The organism is Proteiniphilum sp. LBM24028 (genome assembly GCF_056629195.1).
Genome location: NZ_CM152817.1, coordinates 52,326 through 74,727, shown reverse-complemented (window position 1 = coordinate 74,727; position 22,402 = coordinate 52,326). Strand labels below are relative to the sequence as shown.

General features: G+C 44.9%; 18 protein-coding genes, 2 tRNA genes and 3 rRNA genes. 11 read left to right on the top strand and 12 right to left on the bottom strand.

Annotation, left to right across the window (positions count from 1 at the left end; all coding sequences use genetic code 11):
- Positions 1-68 precede the first annotated feature (68 nt).
- From AC1HCU_RS00350 to AC1HCU_RS00325, 6 genes are all read left to right on the top strand, one after another.
- Positions 69-374: a hypothetical protein gene (locus tag AC1HCU_RS00350; RefSeq protein ID WP_480367689.1), complete on the top strand. Its 306-nt coding sequence runs from the start codon at positions 69-71 to the stop codon at positions 372-374.
- A 196-nt stretch (positions 375-570) separates the two neighbouring features.
- Positions 571-1,407, top strand: a complete 837-nt coding sequence (locus AC1HCU_RS00345; RefSeq protein ID WP_480367686.1) for a DUF4382 domain-containing protein — start codon at positions 571-573, stop codon at positions 1,405-1,407.
- A gap of 356 nt (positions 1,408-1,763) precedes the next feature.
- Positions 1,764-2,300, top strand: a complete 537-nt coding sequence (locus tag AC1HCU_RS00340; protein ID WP_480367684.1) for a helix-turn-helix domain-containing protein — start codon at positions 1,764-1,766, stop codon at positions 2,298-2,300.
- Between the two features lie 56 nt (positions 2,301-2,356).
- Complete coding sequence (locus AC1HCU_RS00335; RefSeq protein WP_480367680.1) at positions 2,357-3,202, top strand: helix-turn-helix transcriptional regulator; 846 nt, start codon at positions 2,357-2,359, stop codon at positions 3,200-3,202.
- A 241-nt stretch (positions 3,203-3,443) separates the two neighbouring features.
- Positions 3,444-4,031 (top strand): DUF3575 domain-containing protein, encoded by a 588-nt coding sequence (locus AC1HCU_RS00330; protein ID WP_480367677.1) that lies wholly within the window; start codon positions 3,444-3,446, stop codon positions 4,029-4,031.
- 6 nt (positions 4,032-4,037) lie between these two features.
- Positions 4,038-4,724, top strand: coding sequence for a DUF3868 domain-containing protein (locus tag AC1HCU_RS00325; protein ID WP_480367676.1), 687 nt, complete (start codon positions 4,038-4,040; stop codon positions 4,722-4,724).
- Here AC1HCU_RS00325 and AC1HCU_RS00320 read toward each other — a convergent pair.
- The 7 genes from AC1HCU_RS00320 to AC1HCU_RS00290 form a co-directional block, all read right to left on the bottom strand.
- On the bottom strand, positions 4,717-5,244 hold the full coding sequence (locus AC1HCU_RS00320; protein ID WP_480367674.1) for a hypothetical protein: 528 nt from the start codon (positions 5,242-5,244) through the stop codon (positions 4,717-4,719). The genes AC1HCU_RS00325 and AC1HCU_RS00320 overlap by 8 nt on opposite strands.
- Positions 5,245-5,415: 171 nt before the next feature.
- Positions 5,416-5,525 (bottom strand): 5S ribosomal RNA (rrf, locus tag AC1HCU_RS00315).
- 187 nt (positions 5,526-5,712) lie between these two features.
- A 23S ribosomal RNA gene (locus tag AC1HCU_RS00310) occupies positions 5,713-8,609 on the bottom strand.
- A gap of 131 nt (positions 8,610-8,740) precedes the next feature.
- Positions 8,741-8,896 (bottom strand): hypothetical protein, encoded by a 156-nt coding sequence (locus AC1HCU_RS00305; protein WP_480367672.1) that lies wholly within the window; start codon positions 8,894-8,896, stop codon positions 8,741-8,743.
- 114 nt (positions 8,897-9,010) lie between these two features.
- Positions 9,011-9,084: transfer RNA gene (locus AC1HCU_RS00300), tRNA-Ala, on the bottom strand.
- Between the two features lie 13 nt (positions 9,085-9,097).
- Positions 9,098-9,171 (bottom strand) — tRNA-Ile (locus AC1HCU_RS00295).
- A gap of 367 nt (positions 9,172-9,538) precedes the next feature.
- Positions 9,539-11,069 (bottom strand): 16S ribosomal RNA (locus AC1HCU_RS00290).
- Together the 16S, 23S and 5S rRNA genes with 2 tRNA genes alongside form the textbook arrangement of a ribosomal RNA operon.
- A gap of 667 nt (positions 11,070-11,736) precedes the next feature.
- On the opposite strand from AC1HCU_RS00290, the gene AC1HCU_RS00285 reads away from it, so the two are divergent.
- Complete coding sequence (locus AC1HCU_RS00285; protein ID WP_480367670.1) at positions 11,737-13,572, top strand: ABC transporter ATP-binding protein; 1,836 nt, start codon at positions 11,737-11,739, stop codon at positions 13,570-13,572.
- Positions 13,573-13,575: 3 nt separating this feature from the next.
- Here AC1HCU_RS00285 and AC1HCU_RS00280 read toward each other — a convergent pair whose 3' ends face one another.
- The 4 genes from AC1HCU_RS00280 to nadC form a co-directional block, all read right to left on the bottom strand.
- A complete protein-coding gene (locus tag AC1HCU_RS00280) occupies positions 13,576-15,525 on the bottom strand; it encodes a polysaccharide biosynthesis protein (RefSeq protein WP_480367668.1) in 1,950 nt (649 codons plus the stop codon).
- Between the two features lie 90 nt (positions 15,526-15,615).
- Positions 15,616-17,259, bottom strand: coding sequence for a S41 family peptidase (locus AC1HCU_RS00275; protein WP_480367665.1), 1,644 nt, complete (start codon positions 17,257-17,259; stop codon positions 15,616-15,618).
- A 17-nt stretch (positions 17,260-17,276) separates the two neighbouring features.
- A complete protein-coding gene (locus AC1HCU_RS00270) occupies positions 17,277-17,711 on the bottom strand; it encodes a dCMP deaminase family protein (protein ID WP_480367662.1) in 435 nt (144 codons plus the stop codon).
- Between the two features lie 8 nt (positions 17,712-17,719).
- Positions 17,720-18,568 carry a carboxylating nicotinate-nucleotide diphosphorylase gene (gene nadC, locus AC1HCU_RS00265; protein WP_480367659.1) on the bottom strand — a complete coding sequence of 283 codons (849 nt, stop codon included), beginning with the start codon at positions 18,566-18,568 and terminating at the stop codon, positions 17,720-17,722.
- 209 nt (positions 18,569-18,777) lie between these two features.
- Between nadC and rlmH the strand changes: the two genes are divergently transcribed.
- The 3 genes from rlmH (at position 18,778) to AC1HCU_RS00250 (ending at position 20,913) form a co-directional block, all read left to right on the top strand.
- Complete coding sequence (gene rlmH / locus AC1HCU_RS00260) at positions 18,778-19,251, top strand: 23S rRNA (pseudouridine(1915)-N(3))-methyltransferase RlmH (protein ID WP_480367657.1); 474 nt, start codon at positions 18,778-18,780, stop codon at positions 19,249-19,251.
- A complete protein-coding gene (locus AC1HCU_RS00255; protein WP_480367654.1) occupies positions 19,244-20,632 on the top strand; it encodes an alpha/beta hydrolase family protein in 1,389 nt (462 codons plus the stop codon). Before rlmH ends, AC1HCU_RS00255 begins: the two co-directional genes overlap by 8 nt.
- Positions 20,633-20,727: 95 nt before the next feature.
- Positions 20,728-20,913 (top strand): hypothetical protein, encoded by a 186-nt coding sequence (locus AC1HCU_RS00250; RefSeq protein WP_480367651.1) that lies wholly within the window; start codon positions 20,728-20,730, stop codon positions 20,911-20,913.
- On the opposite strand, the gene AC1HCU_RS00245 is transcribed toward AC1HCU_RS00250, so the two are convergent.
- Positions 20,910-21,590: a DNA alkylation repair protein gene (locus AC1HCU_RS00245; protein WP_480367649.1), complete on the bottom strand. Its 681-nt coding sequence runs from the start codon at positions 21,588-21,590 to the stop codon at positions 20,910-20,912. The two genes, AC1HCU_RS00250 and AC1HCU_RS00245, sit on opposite strands and share 4 nt — an antisense overlap.
- A 96-nt stretch (positions 21,591-21,686) precedes the next feature.
- On the opposite strand from AC1HCU_RS00245, the gene pepE reads away from it, so the two are divergent.
- Entirely contained in the window at positions 21,687-22,394 is a 708-nt protein-coding gene (gene pepE, locus AC1HCU_RS00240; protein ID WP_480367647.1) for a dipeptidase PepE, read from the top strand.
- Positions 22,395-22,402 lie beyond the last annotated feature (8 nt).

Here is a 22,402-nt window from a genome sequence, read left to right as displayed (position 1 = left end):
GGTTATTATTAAAAAATGCATGTACTGTTAAGAAAGAGAAGTGGTTATAAACGATACTGATTTTGGTGATGGGCGGCATACTCGCAACGGGTTGCGTTGAAGTGTATGATGGAGATGAAGACTCACTGGGAGCTTCAAGGCCTAATTACGGTGATCCTTTCAAAGAATTACCAACTAACAGCGCACTAATCATTGGTTCTCGCTGGCGTGGGTATGTGGATGGTTTTGCTTTGAACGTTCAATTTAACACAACCGATTGCGTATTCAGTGGTCATGATTATAATACCAATAAGGATACCCTTGTAAAATATACATATAGCTTCAAATATCCTACGCTTAAATTGACATTACAAATGACACTGCCGTTGCATTAACCGTAAAAACATCCGCCACGGACATACCGGCAAATATTGCCGATATACATTGGAAATAAAGTAGAAAGCTGGATTATGTATATTTTGGCATCATTTTTTATTTTTTTAACGGGACTTCCAGTACACGATCCAAAAAATGCAGAAATTTGCGTTTACCAATAACCATTTAAGTATTACTTATTTTAAACTTTAGCTTATGAGAAAAAAACTATCAAAATCGTTTTTTGTTCTGACGGCTGCTTTCACTTTATTATTGGCGGGAACAAGCTGCTCGAATGACAATATGCCTGAAACAACCTCAAAGTTTCAGCTGAAATTGACGGATGCCCCTTCGTTTTTGTATAGTCAGGTAAACATCGACATTCAAGGGATTGATGTGTATGTGGGGAATACAATGGAAGGAAGTGCCCAAGTAAAGGACGGATGGATGAAATTGAACCTGCAAGGCGCGGGTGTTGTGAATTTGCTCGATTTCATGAACGGAAAATACAAATTGCTGGTCGATCAGGAAATTTCAGCTTGCAATATCACGAAAGTGAGATTTAACCTGGGCAGCGATTGTTCGGTAAAAACTCTGGTTACAGGCAACACATCCACATTGAAAACCAACGGAAGCTTCACTTTTTCAGTGGACTGGGACATCGAGGCAGGCAAAGATTATTCTTTTGTCGTAGATATTGATGCAGCACAATCGGTGAGTTTAGATCTCAACTTCGATCCAGAACCCTATGTCCGCGCTTTTGTGGAGGCTTTCGGAGGCAATGTTTCGGGTTATGTGCATCCGGCCACCGCTGTCAAATATATCGAGATTACGAACGGCACGACCAAGTTGTATACCATTGCCGAGAAAATTGCAGGGGCCATTGATGGTACCGACAAGGGATATTTTGCTTTTATCTGCCTGCAACCGGGCGACTGGACCATTAAGTTTGTAACAAAAAACACATCGGGATATCAAACCCGGGAAGTTCCGGTAAAGGTTACGGCAGGACAAACCTTCAAGATCCCCGCCGTGATAGAATTAAGCAAATAAAGGAAACTACTTCTGAACAACCGAAGACAAGGTTATCCGGTTTTATCCACTCTTTTGAGACTTTCAGACGAGTGGATTTTTTTGTAACCGTGGAGATGTCAGACACACACATGCCTCCGCATTATGTGGAATAAATACCCGAAAAACTATAAAAAAAAGACACATGTTCAAAATTCATTTATATTAAGAATAACTTTGTCTGTCAATAAGTTACACTTTTATAGCAAATCAATTCATGTTATTTTTTACATATAAAATATGAAGTTGCAGTTATGTTTGAGATAAGTCATGATTTTTCCCGACATTAAAAAAGAGGAAATATCGGACAAGAATGATACAAAGAGGTCTATTCTATTATGAACGTTATAGAATTAACAAACAATATTTTACCGGAACCATATAATATTCAGAAGCAGGCAAATCACGAAAATGTGTCTTACAATGGTGTTGTGAAGTGTGTGTTATATTTTAACAACGGTAAATACAAGACAATTTTCAGTGATAACGCAAAGAATTTACTCTCCGTGAATATAGTAAGATACAACCATAAATCGAGAACGGAAGTGAATTTTGTTGAACGGGTTCTAATGCATTATAAGGACTCTGTTTCGATAGAGGATTTCTCCAGGCGCTGCGGTTACAAATCCACAAAGACATTTACCCGGTATTTCAAGCGGATACTTAACACTACACCCAAACAATGGTTGTTCTTGATCAAGAAAAATGAAGTCATGCATTATTTGCAAAACACCAATATACCCATTAATGAAATTGTGTCGTTTACAGGATTCTGCAGCATGTCGCATCTGGCGCATTTCTGTAAGTCCAAGATTGGCTCGAGTCCCACAGAAATAAGAAACGAAGCCATAAAGGACAACAAGGTTTTTCAATAAGGCCTGGAATTCCTGTAACAAGGGTTTAATTTCAGAAACATATAAAAAGATCTTTTATGGACATACTTTACTTCAATGAGCATCAACAATGCCGGCACTACCTTTCCGAGGTACGTTCTCTTTTCAAGGTACACGAGTTGCCCGCCCACCATCGTATCGTTATAGATTCAAAGGGGTTGTATGCTTTTATCTTCATGCTGAAAGGAGAGGTGGAGATCAACTGCTGTTATGACCAGACCCACCGGCTCACGGCAGGAAACATGTACTCCCTGAACGAGCAGTACACCTATACCGGCATCACGCTGAGCGATGCGGAATCCATAATACTGATGTTCGAGAATCCGCATATACGGTGTGACGAGTTTTCGCTCATCAAACTCCGCAAATACATTCCGAAAGAGACCCACTGCATCGAAAAGCTGCCCATACTACCGCAGATCACGGACTATCTGAACGGAATGCGATTCTATATCGCTCACAAAATGTACTGCGCCCATCTACAAGACATCAAGCAAAGTGAATGGTTCTTTCTTATGCGGGCTTTTTTTACCAAAGAAGAGAACGCCCTGTTTTTTCATTCCCTTATCCGGGGAAACAATCCATTCATTATAACGGTGAAGAAAAAAAGCCGGGAAGTGAAAACAGTGGCTGAACTCGCCTCAGCCTGCAATATGACGGAACGCACCTTCAGACGACATTTCAAGCAATACTTCCAGATCACCCCCAAACAATGGCTGCTGGAACAACATAAACAACAGGTAGAATTGGAGCTGATGAAGTCTGAAGACGGACTTAAAATACTCGCACCACAGTTGGGATTCGGTTCTGAGACACAGCTCAGTAACTATTGCCGCCGCTATTTAAATAAAACCCCGTCCGAGATCCGAAAGGCAAACAGTTGATCGGTTCACGAGTTCAAAATGTCCTGTTTTCTATATTTTTTGTCCGTTATTCCTTTTCATATAAAGGGTTATCATTTTAATTTTGCACCGGTCGCCAAAATCAAGAAACGTATCTGTTTTTCATTTTTACGATAAAGTAAAAGCAAAATTAAAGGTCTGATAGATAGATCAATAATCTCTGATTCTTTAGCATCGTTCAATCAGTCAAATGAACAAAAGCTTAAAAAAATATTTCCAAGGTATGTTTAAGAATTATCTGCACAGCATTCTTTTTACGGTTATCGCATTTACATGTAGCTTGTTTACGCTAAACGCTCAAAAAGCGGCGGTTAAAACCAATTTCGCTTATTGGGGAGTTGCCGCGTCGCCTAATGCAGGGTTAGAATTCTCCCTCGGAAAGAAATCCTCGCTCGAATTGGGTGGAGGCTTTAACCTTTGGGATTTCAAAGACAACCGAAAAGTCAAGCATTGGCTGGCACAACCCGAGTTCCGATACTGGTTTTGCGAGCGATTCAACGGTCATTTCCTCGGCCTTCACGCTCACGGAGCACAATTCAACATCGGCAATTGGGATATTCCCGTGGGGCGTCTGGAGAATTTTAAAGACCGCCGTTACGAAGGGTATCTGTACGGCGGGGGTATCAGTTATGGCTATCAATGGATACTAAGCCCCCGATGGAATTTTGAAACAAGTCTGGGCGGCGGCTTCGCCCGTATCCATTACGACAAATACCCGTGTGCCGAGTGTGGGACAAAACTCGACGAAGGCAAGTACAACTACTGGGGCGTAACCAAAGCGGCCCTGTCACTCATTTATTTTCTCAAATAAGCGGCGATGAAAACATTTACACACATATTTATCTTACCGGTTGCCCTGTTTCTCGGAGTTACAACTGCGGCATACGGGCAACGAGTCTACCAGGGGCAGGTTGCGGTAGAGAACCTCACCGGCATAAAGGAAGGCAACACCCTTTCGGTATACATGGACATTGTGCTTGACGCCTTGAAGATAGGCTCCGACGAAATGCTTACCCTCACTCCCGTTCTTACGGCCAATACGGGAACGCAGAGCCGGGCTTTGCCTCCCGCGGTGGTCAATGGCGGACGCCGCCAAAAAATGGTGGAACGGGCGCGGGTATTAAACGGCGGTCCCGTGTTTGCCGAGACACCCCAGACAGTGTTGAAACGCAATAACAACACGCGCCAGACCATCAGCTATAGTGCCGCCGTACCTTTTGAAAGCTGGATGAGCGATGCTTCGCTGAAGCTGGTTAAAAACGCTACCGGCTGCGCCGAGTGCGACAAAGGCGGCGGGGAGCAATTGTTGACAGGCAGGGTGTTGCGTGAACCTTACATGCCCACATACAAGCTGACATACATCGTCCCTGAAGTGGAGCCGGTGAAAGCACGTTCAGATCGCCATACGGCGACATTCAACTACGTGGTGGGCAAACACGACCTGGTACGCAACTACAAAAACAACGCTGCCGAATTTGACCGCGTGGACAGGGTACTCAGTTGAATGAAAATTTCGCATTCAGTGAAATCTTACACAGCGTATCCGGGCTGAGCAAATCAGTTGCGGAGGTATACTTCAAAACTACTTTTGATGAGCCTTTCCTCTTAATCTCATCCATCACCGATTGTAGAAAACCCAAATAGGCGGCCGTATCTGCAGCGATCTTCTCATTGGCGGTAATGTCAGGCAATGCGATTTGTGTCTTGCTGTTGCTTGCCAGTGTCAGACTCATGTTAGTCAGTTTTACCCCGTCGGAAGTGGGGATGCCTGTAAACTCAAAATAGGAAGTGGCAAGCACATCCACCTTTTCAATATATTTCACATACTGGGCGATGGCCGTGAAATCAGTCAGATTAAAAACGACTTCCGGCGATTGGGGGGTACCTGCAGCCGTAATCAGTTTGAATGACTGTGTTGCAGAGGCATTCATCGACATCGGCAGATCATCGGGCTTATCACTGCCACAGGCAGAAAGCCCCGCCAAAAGGCTGATCACTGTAAAAAAGAATATCCATTTTCTCATACGTTCATTTTTTAAAGGTTATGTTTCATAACCGTTCTGTTGTCACAACAAAAATAGATGTTGAATTTGATTTCGAGCCTCTCTCGGCCATAAAAAAAGATAAACGTACAATAATGACACACTTTATAAGCATACAAAAAGCCCCCGGGATTTCTCCCGGGGGCTTGTAAAGGAAGGCGGCTACCTACTCTCCCACGTGATGCAGTACCATCGGCGCCATCGGGCTTAACTTCTCTGTTCGGAATGGGAAGAGGTGGAACCCCGACGCTATAACCACCTGAATGATTGCCAGCTGCCGACTGGAGCCATGAAGGCTCGCAGCCTGAGTGCGCTTGTAAGAATTGACATGATGAAAACAGGAGACAAGGTCACGCCGTGAATATGACGTCCATCGAAATTGTCACTGAACGTACTTGGAGATGCTATTAATTGTATTTATCAAACCCTTTTCATACGGATATTTTCGTCGAAAAAAAGCTTACGGGCAATTAGTACTGCTCGGCTTTGACGTTACCGCCTTTACACCTGCAGCCTATCAAGGTCGTCGTCTACAACCACCCTTATAAAGAGATCTAATCTTGAGGTAGGCTTCGTGCTTAGATGCTTTCAGCACTTATCCCTGCCCAGACTTAGCTACCCGGCAATGCACCTGGCGGCACAACCGGTAAACCAGCGGTCTGTCCAACACGGTCCTCTCGTACTAGTGTCGGAGCCTCGCAAATCTCTAACGCCCACGATAGATAGAGACCGAACTGTCTCACGACGTTCTGAACCCAGCTCGCGTGCCACTTTAATGGGCGAACAGCCCAACCCTTGGGACCTTCTCCAGCCCCAGGATGTGACGAGCCGACATCGAGGTGCCAAACCATTCCGTCGATATGAGCTCTTGGGAATGATCAGCCTGTTATCCCCGGAGTACCTTTTATCCTTTGAGCGATGGCCATTCCATACTGAAACCACCGGATCACTATGCTCTAGTTTCCTACCTGATCGACTTGTAGGTCTCCCAGTCAAGCGCGCTTATGCCATTATACTCTTAAAGACGGTTACCAATCGTCTCGAGCGCACCTTTAGAAGCCTCCGTTACTCTTTTGGAGGCGACCACCCCAGTCAAACTACCCACCATACAGTGTCCTCCGTTGCACGGAGTTAGAAGTCAAACATCCGAAGGGCCGTATTTCAACGGCGGCTCCACAAGTACTGGCGTACCTGATTCATAGCCTCCGGCCTATCCTACACATCGGATGCCCAAATTCAATGTAAAGCTATAGTAAAGGTTCACGGGGTCTTTTCGTCCCATCGCGGGTAATCGGCATCTTCACCGATACTACAATTTCACCGAGCTCACGGTTGAGACAGTATTCAGATCGTTACACCATTCGTGCAGGTCGGAACTTACCCGACAAGGAATTTCGCTACCTTAGGACCGTTATAGTTACGGCCGCCGTTTACTGGGGCTTCAATTCAATGCTTCTCGTTGCCGATGACATCTCCTCTTAACCTTCCAGCACCGGGCAGGTGTCAGGCTATATACAGCTTCTTTCGAATTCGCATAGCCATGTGTTTTTGTTAAACAGTCGCCTGAATCATTTCTCTGCGGCCCATGTTGCCATGGGCGTCCTTTCTCCCGAAGTTACAGGACTATTTTGCCTAGTTCCTTAACCGTGAATCACTCGAGCGCCTTAGTATTCTCAACCCAACTACCTGTGTCGGTTTGCGGTACGGGTAATATGATAATCAATGCGTAGCGGCTTTTCTCGGCAGTCGGCTTACCCACATTATTAGCTCATCCGAAGACTTGCCATACTTTCAGGTTCAACTCGGGAAGCGGATTTGCCTACCTCCCTCAACGTCTACCCCCTTCAACCTACTATTCCGTCAGTAGGCAGTGGTGTCACTCCTGCGTCCCCGCGTAACTTATCATCTTAGTAATGGAATATTAACCATTTCTTCCATCGGAATCGCCACAAAGGCTTATCCTTAGGCCCCGACTAACCCTGATCCGATTAGCGTTGATCAGGAAACCTTGGTCTTTCGGCGAGGGGGTTTCTCTCCCCCTTTGTCGTTACTTATACCTACATTTGCTTTTCCAGACGCTCCAGAATACCTTGCGGTACGCCTTCAACGCAGACTGGAATGCTCCCCTACCAATTCATAAGAATTCCATAGCTTCGGTAATATGCTTATGCCCGATTATTATCCACGCTTCGCCACTCGACTAGTGAGCTGTTACGCACTCTTTAAATGAATGGCTGCTTCCAAGCCAACATCCTAGCTGTCTCTGCGGCAAAACTTCGTTAAATGCAACTTAGCATATATTTCGGGACCTTAGCTGATGGTCTGAGTTGTTCCTCTTTCGGACACGGACCTTAGCACCCGCGCCCTCACTCCCGGATATCACTTGCACGCATTCGGAGTTTGTCTGGACTTGATAGGCGGCGAAGCCCTCGCATCCAATCAGTAGCTCTACCTCATGCAAGTTCGTAGTCCGAGGCTGCACCTAAATGCATTTCGGGGAGTACGAGCTATCTCCAAGTTTGATTAGCCTTTCACCCCTACCCTCAGGTCATCCGAAAACTTTTCAACGTTTACCGGTGCGGTCCTCCATTTTGTGTTACCAAAACTTCAACCTGCCCAAGGGTAGATCACTTGGTTTCGCGTCTACTCCTGCTGACTGTGCGCCCTGTTCAGACTCGCTTTCGCTGCGGCTCGGCACCTTGAAATGCTTAACCTTGCCAGGCAAGAGTAACTCGTAGGTTCATTATGCAAAAGGCACGCCGTCACCCCGTAAAGGGGCTCCGACCGCTTGCAGGCACATGGTTTCAGGGTCTATTTCACTCCTCTGTTCGAGGTTCTTTTCACCTTTCCCTCACGGTACTGGTTCACTATCGGTCTCTGGAGAGTATTTAGCCTTGGCGGATGGTCCCGCCGGATTCACACAGGATTTCTCGTGTCCCGCGTTACTCAGGATACTGATAGGCTTCCTCAAGGAGTCGCATACGGGATTATCACCCTCTATGATGCAACTTTCCAGATGCTTCCGCTTCCTTGAATTCTTGCCACGTCTCAGTCCTACAACCCCGGTATTGCCGAAACAACACCGGTTTGGGCTTCTCCCGTTTCGCTCGCCACTACTCCGGGAATCACTTTTGTTTTCTCCTCCTATGGGTACTTAGATGTTTCAGTTCCCCACGTTCGCCTTCCACTTACGTGGAATGGTACAATCTTCTCGTACCGGGTTGCCCCATTCGGATATCTGCGGATCGATTCGTATTTGCCAATCCCCGCAGCTTTTCGCAGCTTATCACGTCCTTCATCGCCTTCCAGAGCCCAGGCATCCCCCATGTGCCCTTATTCACTTTCTTTTCGCCGTCCGGTTCCGCACGAAGACAAGTCTTCCTGCAGCCGGGCTTGATAAATACTAGCGTCTAATGTTCAATTGTATCTCAACAGACTTCATGCCATAAATGGCAATGGTCCGTCTAATGAACTTTATTTACTTTGTTATTTGCTCTTGTTTTAATTTCATCATGTCAAAGATCGCTTCAACCAGGCCCCGGAACCATCTCGCGATGTCCAGGATGCTGATCGATAGCTGTCTGATACGGAGTCGAACCGCTTCTTTCAAGGTGAGAAGTGGACCGTTGTCCATCTTTTCATCTTTTCTCCGGTCCCCGAACGGACCTCTCAAACATCAATATTCCTTCTTTCCCGTCTTTTGAAGCATTGCGACTCGCCTGCCGCATGCCTCCCTTTTTTAAACCCGTGGAGAATAACGGATTCGAACCGTTGACCCTCTGCGTGCAAGGCAGATGCTCTAGCCAGCTGAGCTAATCCCCCGTTTGTATCCTTGTAGTCCCAGGCAGAGTTGAACTGCCGACCTCTACATTATCAGTGTAGCGCTCTAACCAACTGAGCTATAGGACTGGCTGGTTTGCTGTCGGCATCCCTTCTGACCACTCGTCTTGCCCGGGACCTGGAACGGGACGGGGATGTCTTCTCCGGCGATCCGCTCATCGTTTCCCGGCCTCCCCCCCCCTTGAAGAAGAAGAACCGGAGCGAATCTCCGCCTGAATGCAGGTTTATATCATCAATATACGTCTAAAGATCTTTTCTGGCAGCGGATACTTGTCGTATGGTACCGTTATCGAAAAAAATTGAAAAAAAATCGTGAACCGAAAGTGCATTCTGAAAAGAAATTCTCGTTACTTGTTCTTTTAATTCGTATGCAGCTTTCATTTTACTTGTTGCCCATTTCGGGCAATTGCCGGCCGTATGTAAGGCGTCTCTCCAGAAAGGAGGTGTTCCAGCCGCACCTTCCGGTACGGCTACCTTGTTACGACTTAGCCCCAGTCACCAGTTTTACCCTAGGTCGCTCCTTGACGGTTACGAACTTCAGGTACCCCCGGCTTCCATGGCTTGACGGGCGGTGTGTACAAGGCCCGGGAACGTATTCACCGCGCCGTGGCTGATGCGCGATTACTAGCGAATCCAGCTTCACGGAGTCGAGTTGCAGACTCCGATCCGAACTGAGAGTGGTTTTGGAGATTAGCATCATGTCGCCATGTAGCTGCCCTTTGTACCACCCATTGTAACACGTGTGTCGCCCCGGACGTAAGGGCCGTGCTGATTTGACGTCATCCCCACCTTCCTCGCATCTTACGATGGCAGTCTCATTAGAGTCCCCAGCTTGACCTGATGGTAACTAATGATGAGGGTTGCGCTCGTTATGGCACTTAAGCCGACACCTCACGGCACGAGCTGACGACAACCATGCAGCACCTACACATCTGCCCCGAGGGGAATAGGCGTCTCTGCCTACGTCAGATGCATTTCAAGCCCGGGTAAGGTTCCTCGCGTATCATCGAATTAAACCACATGTTCCTCCGCTTGTGCGGGCCCCCGTCAATTCCTTTGAGTTTCATTCTTGCGAACGTACTCCCCAGGTGGATTACTTAACGCTTTCGCTCAGCCGCTTACTGTATATCGCAAACAGCTAGTAATCATCGTTTACTGCGTGGACTACCAGGGTATCTAATCCTGTTTGATCCCCACGCCTTCGTGCCTGAGCGTCAGTAGTAGTTTAGTAAGCTGCCTGCGCAATCGGAGTTCCTCGTGATATCTATGCATTTCACCGCTACACCACAAATTCCGCCTACTTCATCTACACTCAAGGAAACCAGTTTCGAAGGCACTTTTACAGTTGAGCTGCAAAATTTCACCGCCGACTTAATCTCCCGCCTGCGCACCCTTTAAACCCAATAAATCCGGATAACGCTCGGATCCTCCGTATTACCGCGGCTGCTGGCACGGAGTTAGCCGATCCTTATTCGTAAGGTACATGCAAAATAGTACACGTACTACACTTTATTCCCTTACAAAAGAAGTTTACAACCCGTAGGGCCGTCTTCCTTCACGCGACGTGGCTGGTTCAGACTTGCGTCCATTGACCAATATTCCTCACTGCTGCCTCCCGTAGGAGTCTGGTCCGTGTCTCAGTACCAGTGTGGGGGATAAACCTCTCAGTTCCCCTATCCATCGTTGCCTTGGTGGGCCGTTACCTCACCAACTAGCTAATGGAACGCATGCTCATCTACAACCGATAAATCTTTAACAAATATTCCCATGCGGGACCCCTGTATTATAGGGTATTAGTCCGTTTTTCAACGGGTTATTCCCTTGTTGTAGGTAGATTGCATACGCGTTACTCACCCGTGCGCCGGTCGCCACCATCCGCATTGCTGCTTCATGTGATGCCCCTCGACTTGCATGTGTTAGGCCTATCGCTAGCGTTCATCCTGAGCCAGGATCAAACTCTTCATTGTAAATTTGTTTTTATATTTCCTTGAAACTGCCTTGTGGCCACCTCTAACGAGGTTAATCACCTTTCTCGAGCAACATTTCAAATAAAAACGTCCATACAAAAGAAGCAGTCCTTGAAGATCCTTCAAAATTAACTCCCGGATTCACGATTTATTTTTTTTCCTGATAGTTGCTATCTCCAGGGCCGTGCCAGCTGCAAAAATATCTGCAAGCTGCATTTGTCCGGCATCAAGGAAATAGCTCCTTAAATTTTATTGAACGGGTACCAAATTGTTCCGTAATCTTACTTACAGAACCCTTGTATACTCTGCTTTGTCTTTTAAACGTATATGTAAAATTTCTAAAGATCTCCTTTTGCCTTCTCCGTTTCCCCGGGGGGTTCCTTCCAAAAGCGGGTGCAAAGATAGGGCTTGTTTTTTTACTGTGCAAACAATTCAGCAAAAAAAATCAATGTTTTTTTCAACCTTTTTCCTCAATTTATCCCAAAGGCAAGAATTACAGGCAACTATCGCTAGAAGAAAAAATATTTTTTTTCTCAAATATTTAAAAAAACCGGAAGAAACAACCAGTTTAAATTTTCGGATTAGATTTATTGCGTATCTTCGTAGAAATTTCCGAGAAGGTATTTGAGTCTCCATCCGTCTATAAACTATAAATAGAAAAAAATTGATGAAAGGTATCATCTATATTTTAAAGCGCTTTTTACCCCCTTACAAGAAATATCTGTTTCTTACGTTTACTTTCAATATCCTGACAGCTGTACTCAATGTGTTTTCGCTTGCCACAATCATACCTATTCTACAGGTATTATTTAAGGTAAATACAAAAACATACTCATTCATTTCCTGGCGTAATACAGATTATTCACTAATAGATACTGTATTGAATAATGTGAACTGGTATGTTACGCAGCTGATTGACTCCTACGGGGGCGGTTTCGCGCTGATGATGCTGGCGGCAGTACTGGTGGTGATGACCCTGCTTAAGACCGGGACGGCCTATTTGGGTTCCTATTTTATTATTCCAATCAGAACCGGTGTGGTAAAAGATATCCGAAACCAGATCAACGACAAGCTACTTACTCTTCCCATTGGCTTTTTTACAGAAGAGCGCAAGGGAGATATACTGGCAAGAATTTCCGGAGATGTAAATGAAGTGGAGAACTCTGTAATGAGTTCTCTCGATATGCTTTTCAAAAATCCAATCCTCATTTTCATCTACCTGACCACAATGACCATCCTCAGCTGGCAGCTTACGCTATTTGTATTGGTCGTCCTCCCCGTGATGGGTTTTATCATGGGAAGAGTAGGCCGGTCACTGAAAAGAAGTTCATTTGAGGCACAAAACAAGTGGGGGGAGCTAATGTCGCAGGTGGAGGAAACATTAAGCGGCTTGCGTGTCATTAAAGCATTTAATGCGGAAAGTAAAATATCAAATCGCTTTCATAGGGGCAGTTACATATTCAGGAAGATGTCGAACAGAATAGCGCGCCGGCAACAGCTTGCCCATCCCATGAGCGAGTTACTGGGAACCCTTACTATCGCCATTGTACTATGGTTTGGAGGTTCGCTTATTCTGGGAGGTAACGGGGTGATTGATGCGGCTACATTCATTTATTACCTGACGATATTTTACAGTATCATCAACCCGGCCAAGGAGTTGTCCAGATCAGCCTATGCAGTGCAACGTGGACTGGCTTCAATGGAACGGATCGACAAGATACTGCAGGCAGAAAATTCCATATCAGACCCACTTCATCCGCAACCCCTGCACTTCCAGGAAAAAATTGAGTATGACAATGTGTGGTTTTCCTACGATACCGATTGGGTAATACAGGATGTACATCTGACTATAAAGAAAGGTAAAACCATTGCCCTTGTCGGTCAGTCGGGTTCCGGCAAATCCACTCTGGCCGATCTTCTTTCCCGTTTCTACGACATACAAAAGGGGGGCATTTATATCGACGGCACCAATATTAAAGATGTCAGGCTACAGGATCTGAGATCACTGATTGGTTATGTAAATCAGGAAGCAATCCTGTTTAACGATACTTTTTATAATAACATCGCTTTTGGTGTAAGTCAGGCCACGGAAAGTCAAATAATGGAAGCAGCAAAGATTGCCAATGCACACGAGTTTATCATGGCCACGGAAAAAGGATACCATACCAATATAGGCGACAGGGGCGGAAAGCTGTCGGGAGGACAACGGCAACGCATCAGTATTGCCCGTGCCATTCTGAAAAATCCTGAAATTCTGATTCTGGATGAGGCAACCTCCGCGCTCGACACTGACTCTGAGAAACTTGTCCAGGAGGCTTTGGACAACCTGATGAAAAACCGCACCACCATTGTGATTGCCCATCGGCTATCCACGATAAAAAACGCGGATGAAATTTATGTGATGATGGGGGGCCAAATTGTAGAATGGGGCCAACATGCTTCCTTGTACGCGCAGGGAGGATATTACACAAAATTGTGCGACATGCAGGGTAATCTGCAATAGCTGCTATTGCCTGGATTGTGATACAATAAAGGTATCTTTCGACATCTTATTCAGCAGCCTGTCCACCGCTTCAAAAGGTGAATTGATACTCTGGAATTCGGGGACCATCTCTTTCATCGCCTTCACCGTGCGCATATCGTCATAATCGTATGAAATCTGAATCAGGGTATTGATGTTTCTACTTACCTCTTCGTATTCATACTCACGCACATCGGCAATCATAATTTTTTCGTGATGTGTGGGTTTGGTTCGTTCGGCCTGATTCAGTAACTCTTCATAAAGCTTCTCGCCATGCCGTAGCCCGGTAAATTCAATTTTCATGTTTTTGGATCCCGACAAACGAATCATCCGCTTGGCCAAGTCCAATATCTTCACTGGCCTGCCCATGTCAAAAATATAAATTTCCCCGTTCTTCCCCATCGCTCCTGCCTCCAGCACTAGCTGACAGGCTTCCGGTATGGTCATGAAATAACGGATAATTTCCGGGTGCGTCACTGTCACCGGTCCACCATGCTTGATTTGCTCCCTGAACAGGGGAATAACCGAACCATTCGATCCCAATACGTTTCCAAAACGGGTAGTGATAAACTGTGTAGAAGTCTGAGCGGTCTTCTCGACATGTTTGGCCAAAGCCTGCACATAAATTTCACAAATTCGTTTGGAACAACCCATTACATTGGAAGGATTTACAGCTTTATCGGTGGAGATCATCACAAACTTTTGTGCATTATACCTTACGGCCAGATCTGCAACAATCTTGGTTCCCAGTATATTTGTCTGAACCGATTCCGACACATTGTCCTCCATCATTGGAACATGCTTGTAAGCTGCGGCATGAAAAATATACTGAGGTCTCGTTCTGGAAAAGATCTTTTCCATACGGGATTTGTTGCTTATATCGGCTACCACAATCTCCGTGCGCAGTTCCCGCCATTTCTCCTGCAACTCAAGTCTCATATCATGGAGTGGCGTTTCAGCCTGGTCAATAAGGATGACACTGTAAGGATTGAACGATGCAACCTGTCTTACAATTTCACTTCCTATAGATCCGGCAGCTCCGGTAACCAGCACACGCCGTCCTTCAATATTGGAAGCTATCTCCCTCATATTAATATGAATAGGATCGCGGGGCAACAAGTCTTCAATTTGCACGTCTTTCAACTGTTCTCTGCTCATGACGTTACCATTCCACTCGTTTATCGGAACAGTTGTCAACAATGCAATATTATTGTCCACAAAGTTGGCTAGCAAACTGGAGTTTTTGATCTCCTCCATCTTCTGGGGAGAAACTATGATTGTTTTCACATCTTTGCTTTCCAGTGTTCTGAAAAGATGTTCGTTGTTGGCATGTATGCTCACTCCCATCAGTTCCTTTCCAATCATGTGACTCTCGTCGGATATAAAACCCAATACCCTGTAGTTAAACTCATTGTTTCCCTTCAAAGCTTTGGCCACACTGATACCGGCCTGCTTGGTTCCGTATATAAACACATTCACCGGTTTGACTGTGCTCCCGGTGATTGCTTCATAAACCTCCTTTACAAGGATTCGTGAAAAGATCATCAAAAAGATGTTTAGCAGAAATATGGCACTAAATGTCACATTAGTAATATTGAATGCGGCATTTAATCTTTTCAATGCGAGTACGGCCATGAACGTGAGTGCGTAACCCAATGCAAGGGAATAAATGATCCGCAACAAATCGGAAAAGGAAGAGAACCGGAGAATACCCCGGAATGTACGAAAAGAGATAAATGATATTGTATTGAAAATAATCAGCAGGAAGCACAAAATAGTGCCATCTCCTCTTACCTCCGGTGTTAGTCCGCCAAATCCATATTTTACAAAATACATGAAAAGACATGAAAACAAGACTATGATGAGATCCATCGCCAGGATAGAAAATCGAGATAATACCCTGTTGGACAAGAAATTTTGTATTATATCACTCATAAAGGCAATGTTAATTCAAATTGAATAAAGTTTCAAATATACATATAAACACTTATTGCGTCATTCAGTTGCAGACGACCGGTAAATTATTCATCTTTTATTATTATATGCTTCATTTATGACAGCCTCATGAGAAGCTTTTCCCTTTTCTATTAGTTCAATACCCTTTTTAATCAATGGATCCTCCTTATAGTAAGCAGACCAGAAAGCCTCTTCTCCAAAAAAATTACGTACAATATATGCATACATTGTATTTTCCAATAACTCACCCGATTCCTGAATATAATAGGGCCTCTTCCTGATGCCGTTGTTATCGGCGAAACTTACGAGATTCAATAAAAGCGGTTGCTGGAGAAGATACTTATACAAATTCTGCCATGTATCAAAACTGCTTAACCTGTCTCTGTACATATCGGAATATACCATGGCATACATCTCATCCAGCCTATTGTTTACCAACGCATTGTAATAGGAGTTGATTCCCGTAGTATCACGGGCGACAAAAATATCGGGCATAATACCGTCTCCTCCATACACTGTTCTCCCTCCCAGGGTTTTAGTGGGAATAAGATTGTTTGATGCTGTATCCACATTGATATAGTCTCCTTCAATATAGCGGTTGATCGCATCCAGTTCATATTCATCATATTTTCCTTTTTCATAACCTCGTTGAATGGACCTGCCCGACGCAGTGTAATACCGGGCCACAGTGAGCCTGACAGCTGATCCATCGGGAAAATTCCGCTGACTTTGCACCAATCCTTTACCAAAAGTACGTCTGCCAATCACCAATCCTCTGTCATGATCCTGAATAGCACCGGCAAATATTTCACTTGCAGAGGCGCTCAACTCATCCACCAAAACGATCACATCATCTTCCTTACAGGTACCTGAGCCATTTGCATAATTGTCGGTTCGTGGAAAATTCCGTCCCTCTGCATATACAATCAGATCACCTTTATGTAAAAACTCATTCACCATCGCCACCACGATGTCGAGCGATCCGCCGGCATTTCCTCTTAAATCAATCATGAAGGAACCGGCCCCCTGGGATTTCAATTTTGAAATAGCAGAAATAAACTCACTAAAGGTGTTAAAGCCGAAGTTTCTTCCCAACTTGATAAAACCTATTTTATCAGTCAGCATGTATGCAGCATTCACACTACTCATGGGAATATCACCACGGGTTACTGTTATATAAAGAAGATCACTCTGATTGTTACGCCTGATGCCCAGCTTCACTTCTGAACCTTTTTCTCCACGTAACTTCCTTAACACGTCTTCATTCTGTATTTTCGTTCCGGCAACTATTGTATCATTTACCCGTACAATCCTGTCCCAGGGCATGATTCCTGCGGCCTCCGACGGACCGCCCGGAACAATGCTTGTCACCACGATGGTATCCCTCAACACATAAAAACTGACACCTATGCCTGAAAAATGTCCTTCCAGATCTTCGTTTACCCGTTTCATGTCGGCCGCAGAGAAATATTCAGAGTGCGGATCCAGTTGCCGGATAATGTTGGGCAGTGCATCCTCTACAAGTTGACGCATATTGACCGTATCGACATAAGACTCGCGGACATAGTTCAGTACGGCATCAATTTTTCCAACACCCTGCGACGCTCCCGATCTGCCAAATTGGGTGTACTTGCTTCCGATAAATATACCCAGGGCAATACCGATGCTGATCCACAAGGGGAGCCATGTCCTTACTTTCTTCTCTGAATCCATCAATTTCCTTTCTATCCTTATTGTGCAATATCCACAGCAACCATTTCTATGTTTGCTCTTCTTAATAAATCAATACCATCGCTCAGACGATAAGCATCGGCGTATACCACCCGTATGATTCCGGCCTGAATAATCAGTTTGGCACATTCAATGCAGGGAGATGAAGTCACATAAAGTGTTGCTCCTTCACTGCTGTTATTGGAACGAGCTACTTTTGTGATCGCGTTCGCCTCAGCATGCAGTACATAAGGCTTTGTAACGTCGTTTTCATCTTCACAAATATTTTCGAATCCCGACGGAGTTCCATTATAACCGTCGGAAATGATCATTTTATCCTTTACAAGGAGTGCGCCTACTTTTCTGCGTTTACAATAGGAGTTCTCGGCCCATATAAAGGCCATGCGCATATATCTTCTGTCAAGTAACTCCTGCTTGTTATCGTTTTGATTCATATAATTCATTAAACAGCTTTCAGGCTCATATCGAGACTTTTAACCGAATGCGTGATCGCGCCCACTGAGATATAATCCACACCCGTCTCGGCATACGAACGGATTGTATCGAATGTTATTCCCCCCGATGATTCAAGCTCTACACTTCCCGCAACTATTTGTACAGCCTTGCGAGTAAGCTCCGGAGAAAAATTATCGAGCATGATCCTGTCTACTCCTCCAATCCTGAGAACCTCGTCAAGCTCCTCTATATTCCGAACTTCTATTTCGATCTTCAGTGATTTGCCCTTTTCCCGTAGATATTTTTGCGCACCCCGGATAGCATTCTCTATCCCACCGGCAAAATCCACATGGTTGTCCTTTAACAGGATCATATCAAAAAGGCCAATCCTGTGATTCTCACCTCCACCAATTTTAACCGCCTGCTTTTCAAGCATGCGCATGCCGGGCGTGGTTTTTCGTGTATCCAGTATCTTGGCGGAGGTTCCTTCAAGCCGTTTCACGTATTTACCGGTAATGGTAGCGATACCACTCATTCGCTGCATCACATTAAGTACCAGACGTTCGGTCTGAAGCAGCGATTGAATTTTACCTGAAACAACGAAAGCAATATCACCAGGTTTAACAGGTGTACCGTCGCCCAGGATTACTTCTATCTCCAGGGTATCGTCAAATGCATGGAATATGGTTTTGGCCACTTCCACACCGGCAAGAATTCCTTCTTCCTTTATGATCAATCTGGATTGTCCGGTTGCTTCTGCCGGTATACTGCATAGCGTGGTGTGATCACCCTCGCCGATATCTTCAGCAAAGGCAAGCTCAATCAGGTCACTTATTAATTTATCTATCTCCATCATCTCAATGAAATCGGCATGTAGTAAACACTCAACATCCCAATATTGTTATAATTTTACCTAAAATCTCTTACAAAAGTAAGAAATAAAGAGTTACATTTGTTACCGGGCAGGGGTTTTTTAAGCGGGTGGGGTTAAATTTCCCTTTAAAGAATATGATGTCTTTGAACTTTTTAATGAAATTGGAAATAATAGTTTTAATCATTTGAAGGATGAAAATCATTTTGCTCTCTGTGGGGAAGACCGATGATATGCAGTTTGCACAGTTGATTGATGCGTACCGTAAAAGAGTAAATTTTTATATTCCCTTTAATATACAGGAGGTTCCGGATATAAAAAACAGAAAAAACCTGTCAGAAAAAGAGCAAAAAACCATGGAGGCCAATTTTCTTCTCAAAGTACTGTTACCAGCCGACCACATTGTTTTGCTTGATGACAAGGGGAAGCAACACACCTCCACAGAGTTTGCCCGGTATCTGGAAAAAAAAAGCCATATCATTCCCAAACGGCTTGTATTTGTGATAGGTGGTCCATACGGATTTTCTCAGGAAATTTATAATATCGCAAATGAAAAAATATCGCTTTCAAAAATGACATTCACCCATCAGATGGTAAGGTTGATTTTTACGGAACAACTATACCGCGCAATGACAATTCTACACAATGAGCCCTATCATCATGAATAAAACACTTCTTTGTATCATCCTGCTTTTTGCCGCTGCATCCCTGAATGCACAAGATGTCACCGGCAGCTGGGAAGGGATGCTGGAGATACAGTCTGCCCGTCTTCCGATCGTTTTCCACATCGAGAGGAACGATTCTCTACTGACCAGCACCATGGACAGTCCCGATCAGGGGGCCTTTGGACTACCCACCACAAGAAGTTCGTTCCGGGAGAATAAACTGGAAATTATCGCCTCAGGTTTGGGCTTGCTTTACAGAGGAACACTGGAAAATGACACCATCACGGGCACATTCAGCCAGGGAGGTATCTCTTTTCCTCTCGTGTTACGGCGTTCCGGTAAACCGCTGCTTCAGCGTCCCCAAACGCCGCAGGAACCACTTCCTTATATTTCGGAAGAGGTAATTATTCCGAATTCCGATAAAAGCTTTTCTCTTTCGGCCACACTTACACTGCCCGACAGTCCGGGAGTCTTTCCTGCAGTAATACTCATCGCGGGCAGCGGCCCGAACGATCGCGACGAGACACTCTATGGGCATAAACCTTTTCTTGTCATTTCCGATCATCTCACCAGAAATGGATTTGCCGTTCTGCGGTACGACAAACGGGGCGTGGGTAAATCCACCGGCAATTTCGACAAAGCCACCCTCCGTGATTTTGCAGATGACGTTACGATGGCACTGAACTACCTGAGGCAGAGAAAAGAGATCGACAACTTGAAAATAGGCCTGCTGGGACACAGCGAAGGAGGCATTGTGGCGCCGATGGTAGCATCGGTAGAGAAAGAAGTCCGCATGATGGTGCTGATGGCTGCTCCGGGGATAACAGGCATTGAAGTAGTACTGGATCAAAACGAAATATCCATGCGACAACAGGCAATGGAGCCCGGGACCATCGAAAAACTGCAGATGCTCAACCGCGAAATGTTTGAAAGCCTTCTCTCGTGGGATGGTTCAGAGAATCACCGCACAGCCCTGCGCGACAAATTGCTGCATCTCTGGAATCAACTGCCAATCCTGTTAAAAATGAAAATAAACAAAGAGTCCTACCTGCGAAGTCAGTTCAATGCGATGATCAAGCCCGGTTACCGGAGTTTTCTTGCTGTGGATCCGGCTTCTTACCTGGAGAAAGTTTCCTGTGCAGTATTGGCTGTCAACGGAGAGAACGACCTGCAGGTGACAGCCGAAAAAAACCTCACCGCCATCAAAAAAGCTTTAGGAAAAGGGGGAAACAATTGTATGACAACAAAAGTATACCCGGGATTGAACCATCTTTTTCAGGAGAGCACAACGGGAAGAGTTGACGAATATGCCAAAATTACGCAAACAATTTCTCCGGAAGTACTTTCCGACATCACAAACTGGCTCATAAAAGAAACAAAATAAAATCGGCACGGTATCCTTCAAAGATGCCATGGCGACAACTAAAAAACGTCCGGATGAATAATTATACCTATTTTTGCAGATAAACTAACATAGCAATGGCAAAAAGAAAAACAATTCTTACGGTTTTGTGGGTAATCATCGCAGCAATTGTGACAGCATCGGTTACCGCCCTGATTATTTTTCCTCAGTGGAAAGGGATTTTTTTCGCGGGTATGGGTGGCTTTCTCATACTGAACATGCTGCTGTCGATGTTTTTCATCAAGAAAAACTTTAAAGACTAATCTGTATACTCAAACTCAAAACGCAGAAGATCAATCATCTCTGATTTTGACATCTCATTGGCTCCTTCCAGTGACTCAACACTATGTAATACTTCTGCGGCATTTTCCTTCGACATCCTGCCATGATATCTCAATGCGTTCAATGCCGATTGGCGGAGTAACAACGAATCACTCTTTAAATCCTGCACGGCCTGTCGTAGTAATAACGGCTTACACACGCGATCCATGGTTTCGGAGCGGATGATGCAGAGTCTGGCAAAGAGCCAGTAACCGGTCATGCGAATCATTTCATCTTCGCTCTTGGTCCATCCGTCTACCAATTGATCGGCAAAGGGCATCTCCTGAAAAAGATTTCTACATGCCTGCTCTCTTATCTCCTGGTTGCCAATTCCAGTACCCCACCTCTCTGCAGTTTCTATCGACATCACATCGGCAGGATAGAGCATGGTTGCCAGGATCTTCATCTCCCGCACATTCTCTTTCCAAAGGACTTCCGCCAACGCCTTGTCAGGTCTGTATTTTTTGGAAATTTCTTTAAGTCGCGGCAAATTTACACCAAAATTCATTCGGTAATCCATCCCTTTCAACCGCATGCTGGCGGCAACCACTCCATCCATTGAGAGACGCAAGTCGGTGCGTATCTGTCGCAAAACAGTATTCATAAATTCTTCTTCCACTCTTTTTTAATAACAAATTTACGTTATTCGGACTGAATAAACTCATTTTTCGACTACTTTTCGTTATATTTGTCCAATTAAACAAAAACTCTTGCGATGAGACTCTTATTGATCAGTAATTCCACCAATCCGGGAGAAGGCTATCTTGAATATCCCAAAAATTATATCAGGGATTTTCTGGGAGAAAAAGCAAAGAATGCCATTTTTATTCCCTACGCTGCAATCATGTTTTCATATGAAGCATACGAAGAAAAAGTAAATACCCGTTTTGCCGAGATCGGACATCACGTGACCAGCCTCCACCGTTTTATCAACCCTGTGGAAGCAATCGAGAATGCCGATGCCATTGTGGTAGGAGGAGGTAACACCTGGCAACTGGTAAAAATGCTTCAGGAAAAAGGATTGATGAAGGTCATCCGCAAGAAAGTTAAAAAGGGAACCCCTTACATCGGGTGGAGTGCAGGCTCCAACATAGCATGCCCCACACTGAGGACAACAAATGACATGCCCATTGTACAACCGGAGAAATTCAAAACACTTAAACTGTTGCCCTTCCAGATAAATCCACACTATTTAGACGACAATCCGGCAAATCACGGTGGTGAAACGCGTGAGGCCCGTATACAGGAATTTATCGAGGTAAACAGGGAAATTTATGTGGTCGGTTTGCGTGAAGGCACCATGCTGCTACTGGAAGGGAAAGAGCTGGTACTGATGGGAAACCGTAAAGCCCGTATTTTCAGATATGGGCAGGAACCTCTGGAATTGTCCAACGAAGACGATTTCAGTTTCCTGTTGCATTAATATATTAT

Bases quoted from the DNA above. Each gene is read 5' to 3' on its own strand.
- AC1HCU_RS00350 (WP_480367689.1), top strand. From the start codon at position 69: ATGGGCGGCATACTCGCAACGGGTTGCGTTGAAGTGTATGATGGAGAT.
- AC1HCU_RS00345 (WP_480367686.1), top strand. From the start codon at position 571: ATGAGAAAAAAACTATCAAAATCGTTTTTTGTTCTGACGGCTGCTTTC.
- AC1HCU_RS00340 (WP_480367684.1), top strand. From the start codon at position 1,764: ATGAACGTTATAGAATTAACAAACAATATTTTACCGGAACCATATAAT.
- AC1HCU_RS00335 (WP_480367680.1), top strand. From the start codon at position 2,357: ATGGACATACTTTACTTCAATGAGCATCAACAATGCCGGCACTACCTT.
- AC1HCU_RS00330 (WP_480367677.1), top strand. From the start codon at position 3,444: ATGTTTAAGAATTATCTGCACAGCATTCTTTTTACGGTTATCGCATTT.
- AC1HCU_RS00325 (WP_480367676.1), top strand. From the start codon at position 4,038: ATGAAAACATTTACACACATATTTATCTTACCGGTTGCCCTGTTTCTC.
- AC1HCU_RS00320 (WP_480367674.1), bottom strand. From the start codon at position 5,244: ATGAGAAAATGGATATTCTTTTTTACAGTGATCAGCCTTTTGGCGGGG.
- AC1HCU_RS00305 (WP_480367672.1), bottom strand. From the start codon at position 8,896: ATGGACAACGGTCCACTTCTCACCTTGAAAGAAGCGGTTCGACTCCGT.
- AC1HCU_RS00285 (WP_480367670.1), top strand. From the start codon at position 11,737: ATGAAAGGTATCATCTATATTTTAAAGCGCTTTTTACCCCCTTACAAG.
- AC1HCU_RS00280 (WP_480367668.1), bottom strand. From the start codon at position 15,525: ATGAGTGATATAATACAAAATTTCTTGTCCAACAGGGTATTATCTCGA.
- AC1HCU_RS00275 (WP_480367665.1), bottom strand. From the start codon at position 17,259: ATGGATTCAGAGAAGAAAGTAAGGACATGGCTCCCCTTGTGGATCAGC.
- AC1HCU_RS00270 (WP_480367662.1), bottom strand. From the start codon at position 17,711: ATGAATCAAAACGATAACAAGCAGGAGTTACTTGACAGAAGATATATG.
- nadC (WP_480367659.1), bottom strand. From the start codon at position 18,568: ATGATGGAGATAGATAAATTAATAAGTGACCTGATTGAGCTTGCCTTT.
- rlmH (WP_480367657.1), top strand. From the start codon at position 18,778: ATGAAAATCATTTTGCTCTCTGTGGGGAAGACCGATGATATGCAGTTT.
- AC1HCU_RS00255 (WP_480367654.1), top strand. From the start codon at position 19,244: ATGAATAAAACACTTCTTTGTATCATCCTGCTTTTTGCCGCTGCATCC.
- AC1HCU_RS00250 (WP_480367651.1), top strand. From the start codon at position 20,728: ATGGCAAAAAGAAAAACAATTCTTACGGTTTTGTGGGTAATCATCGCA.
- pepE (WP_480367647.1), top strand. From the start codon at position 21,687: ATGAGACTCTTATTGATCAGTAATTCCACCAATCCGGGAGAAGGCTAT.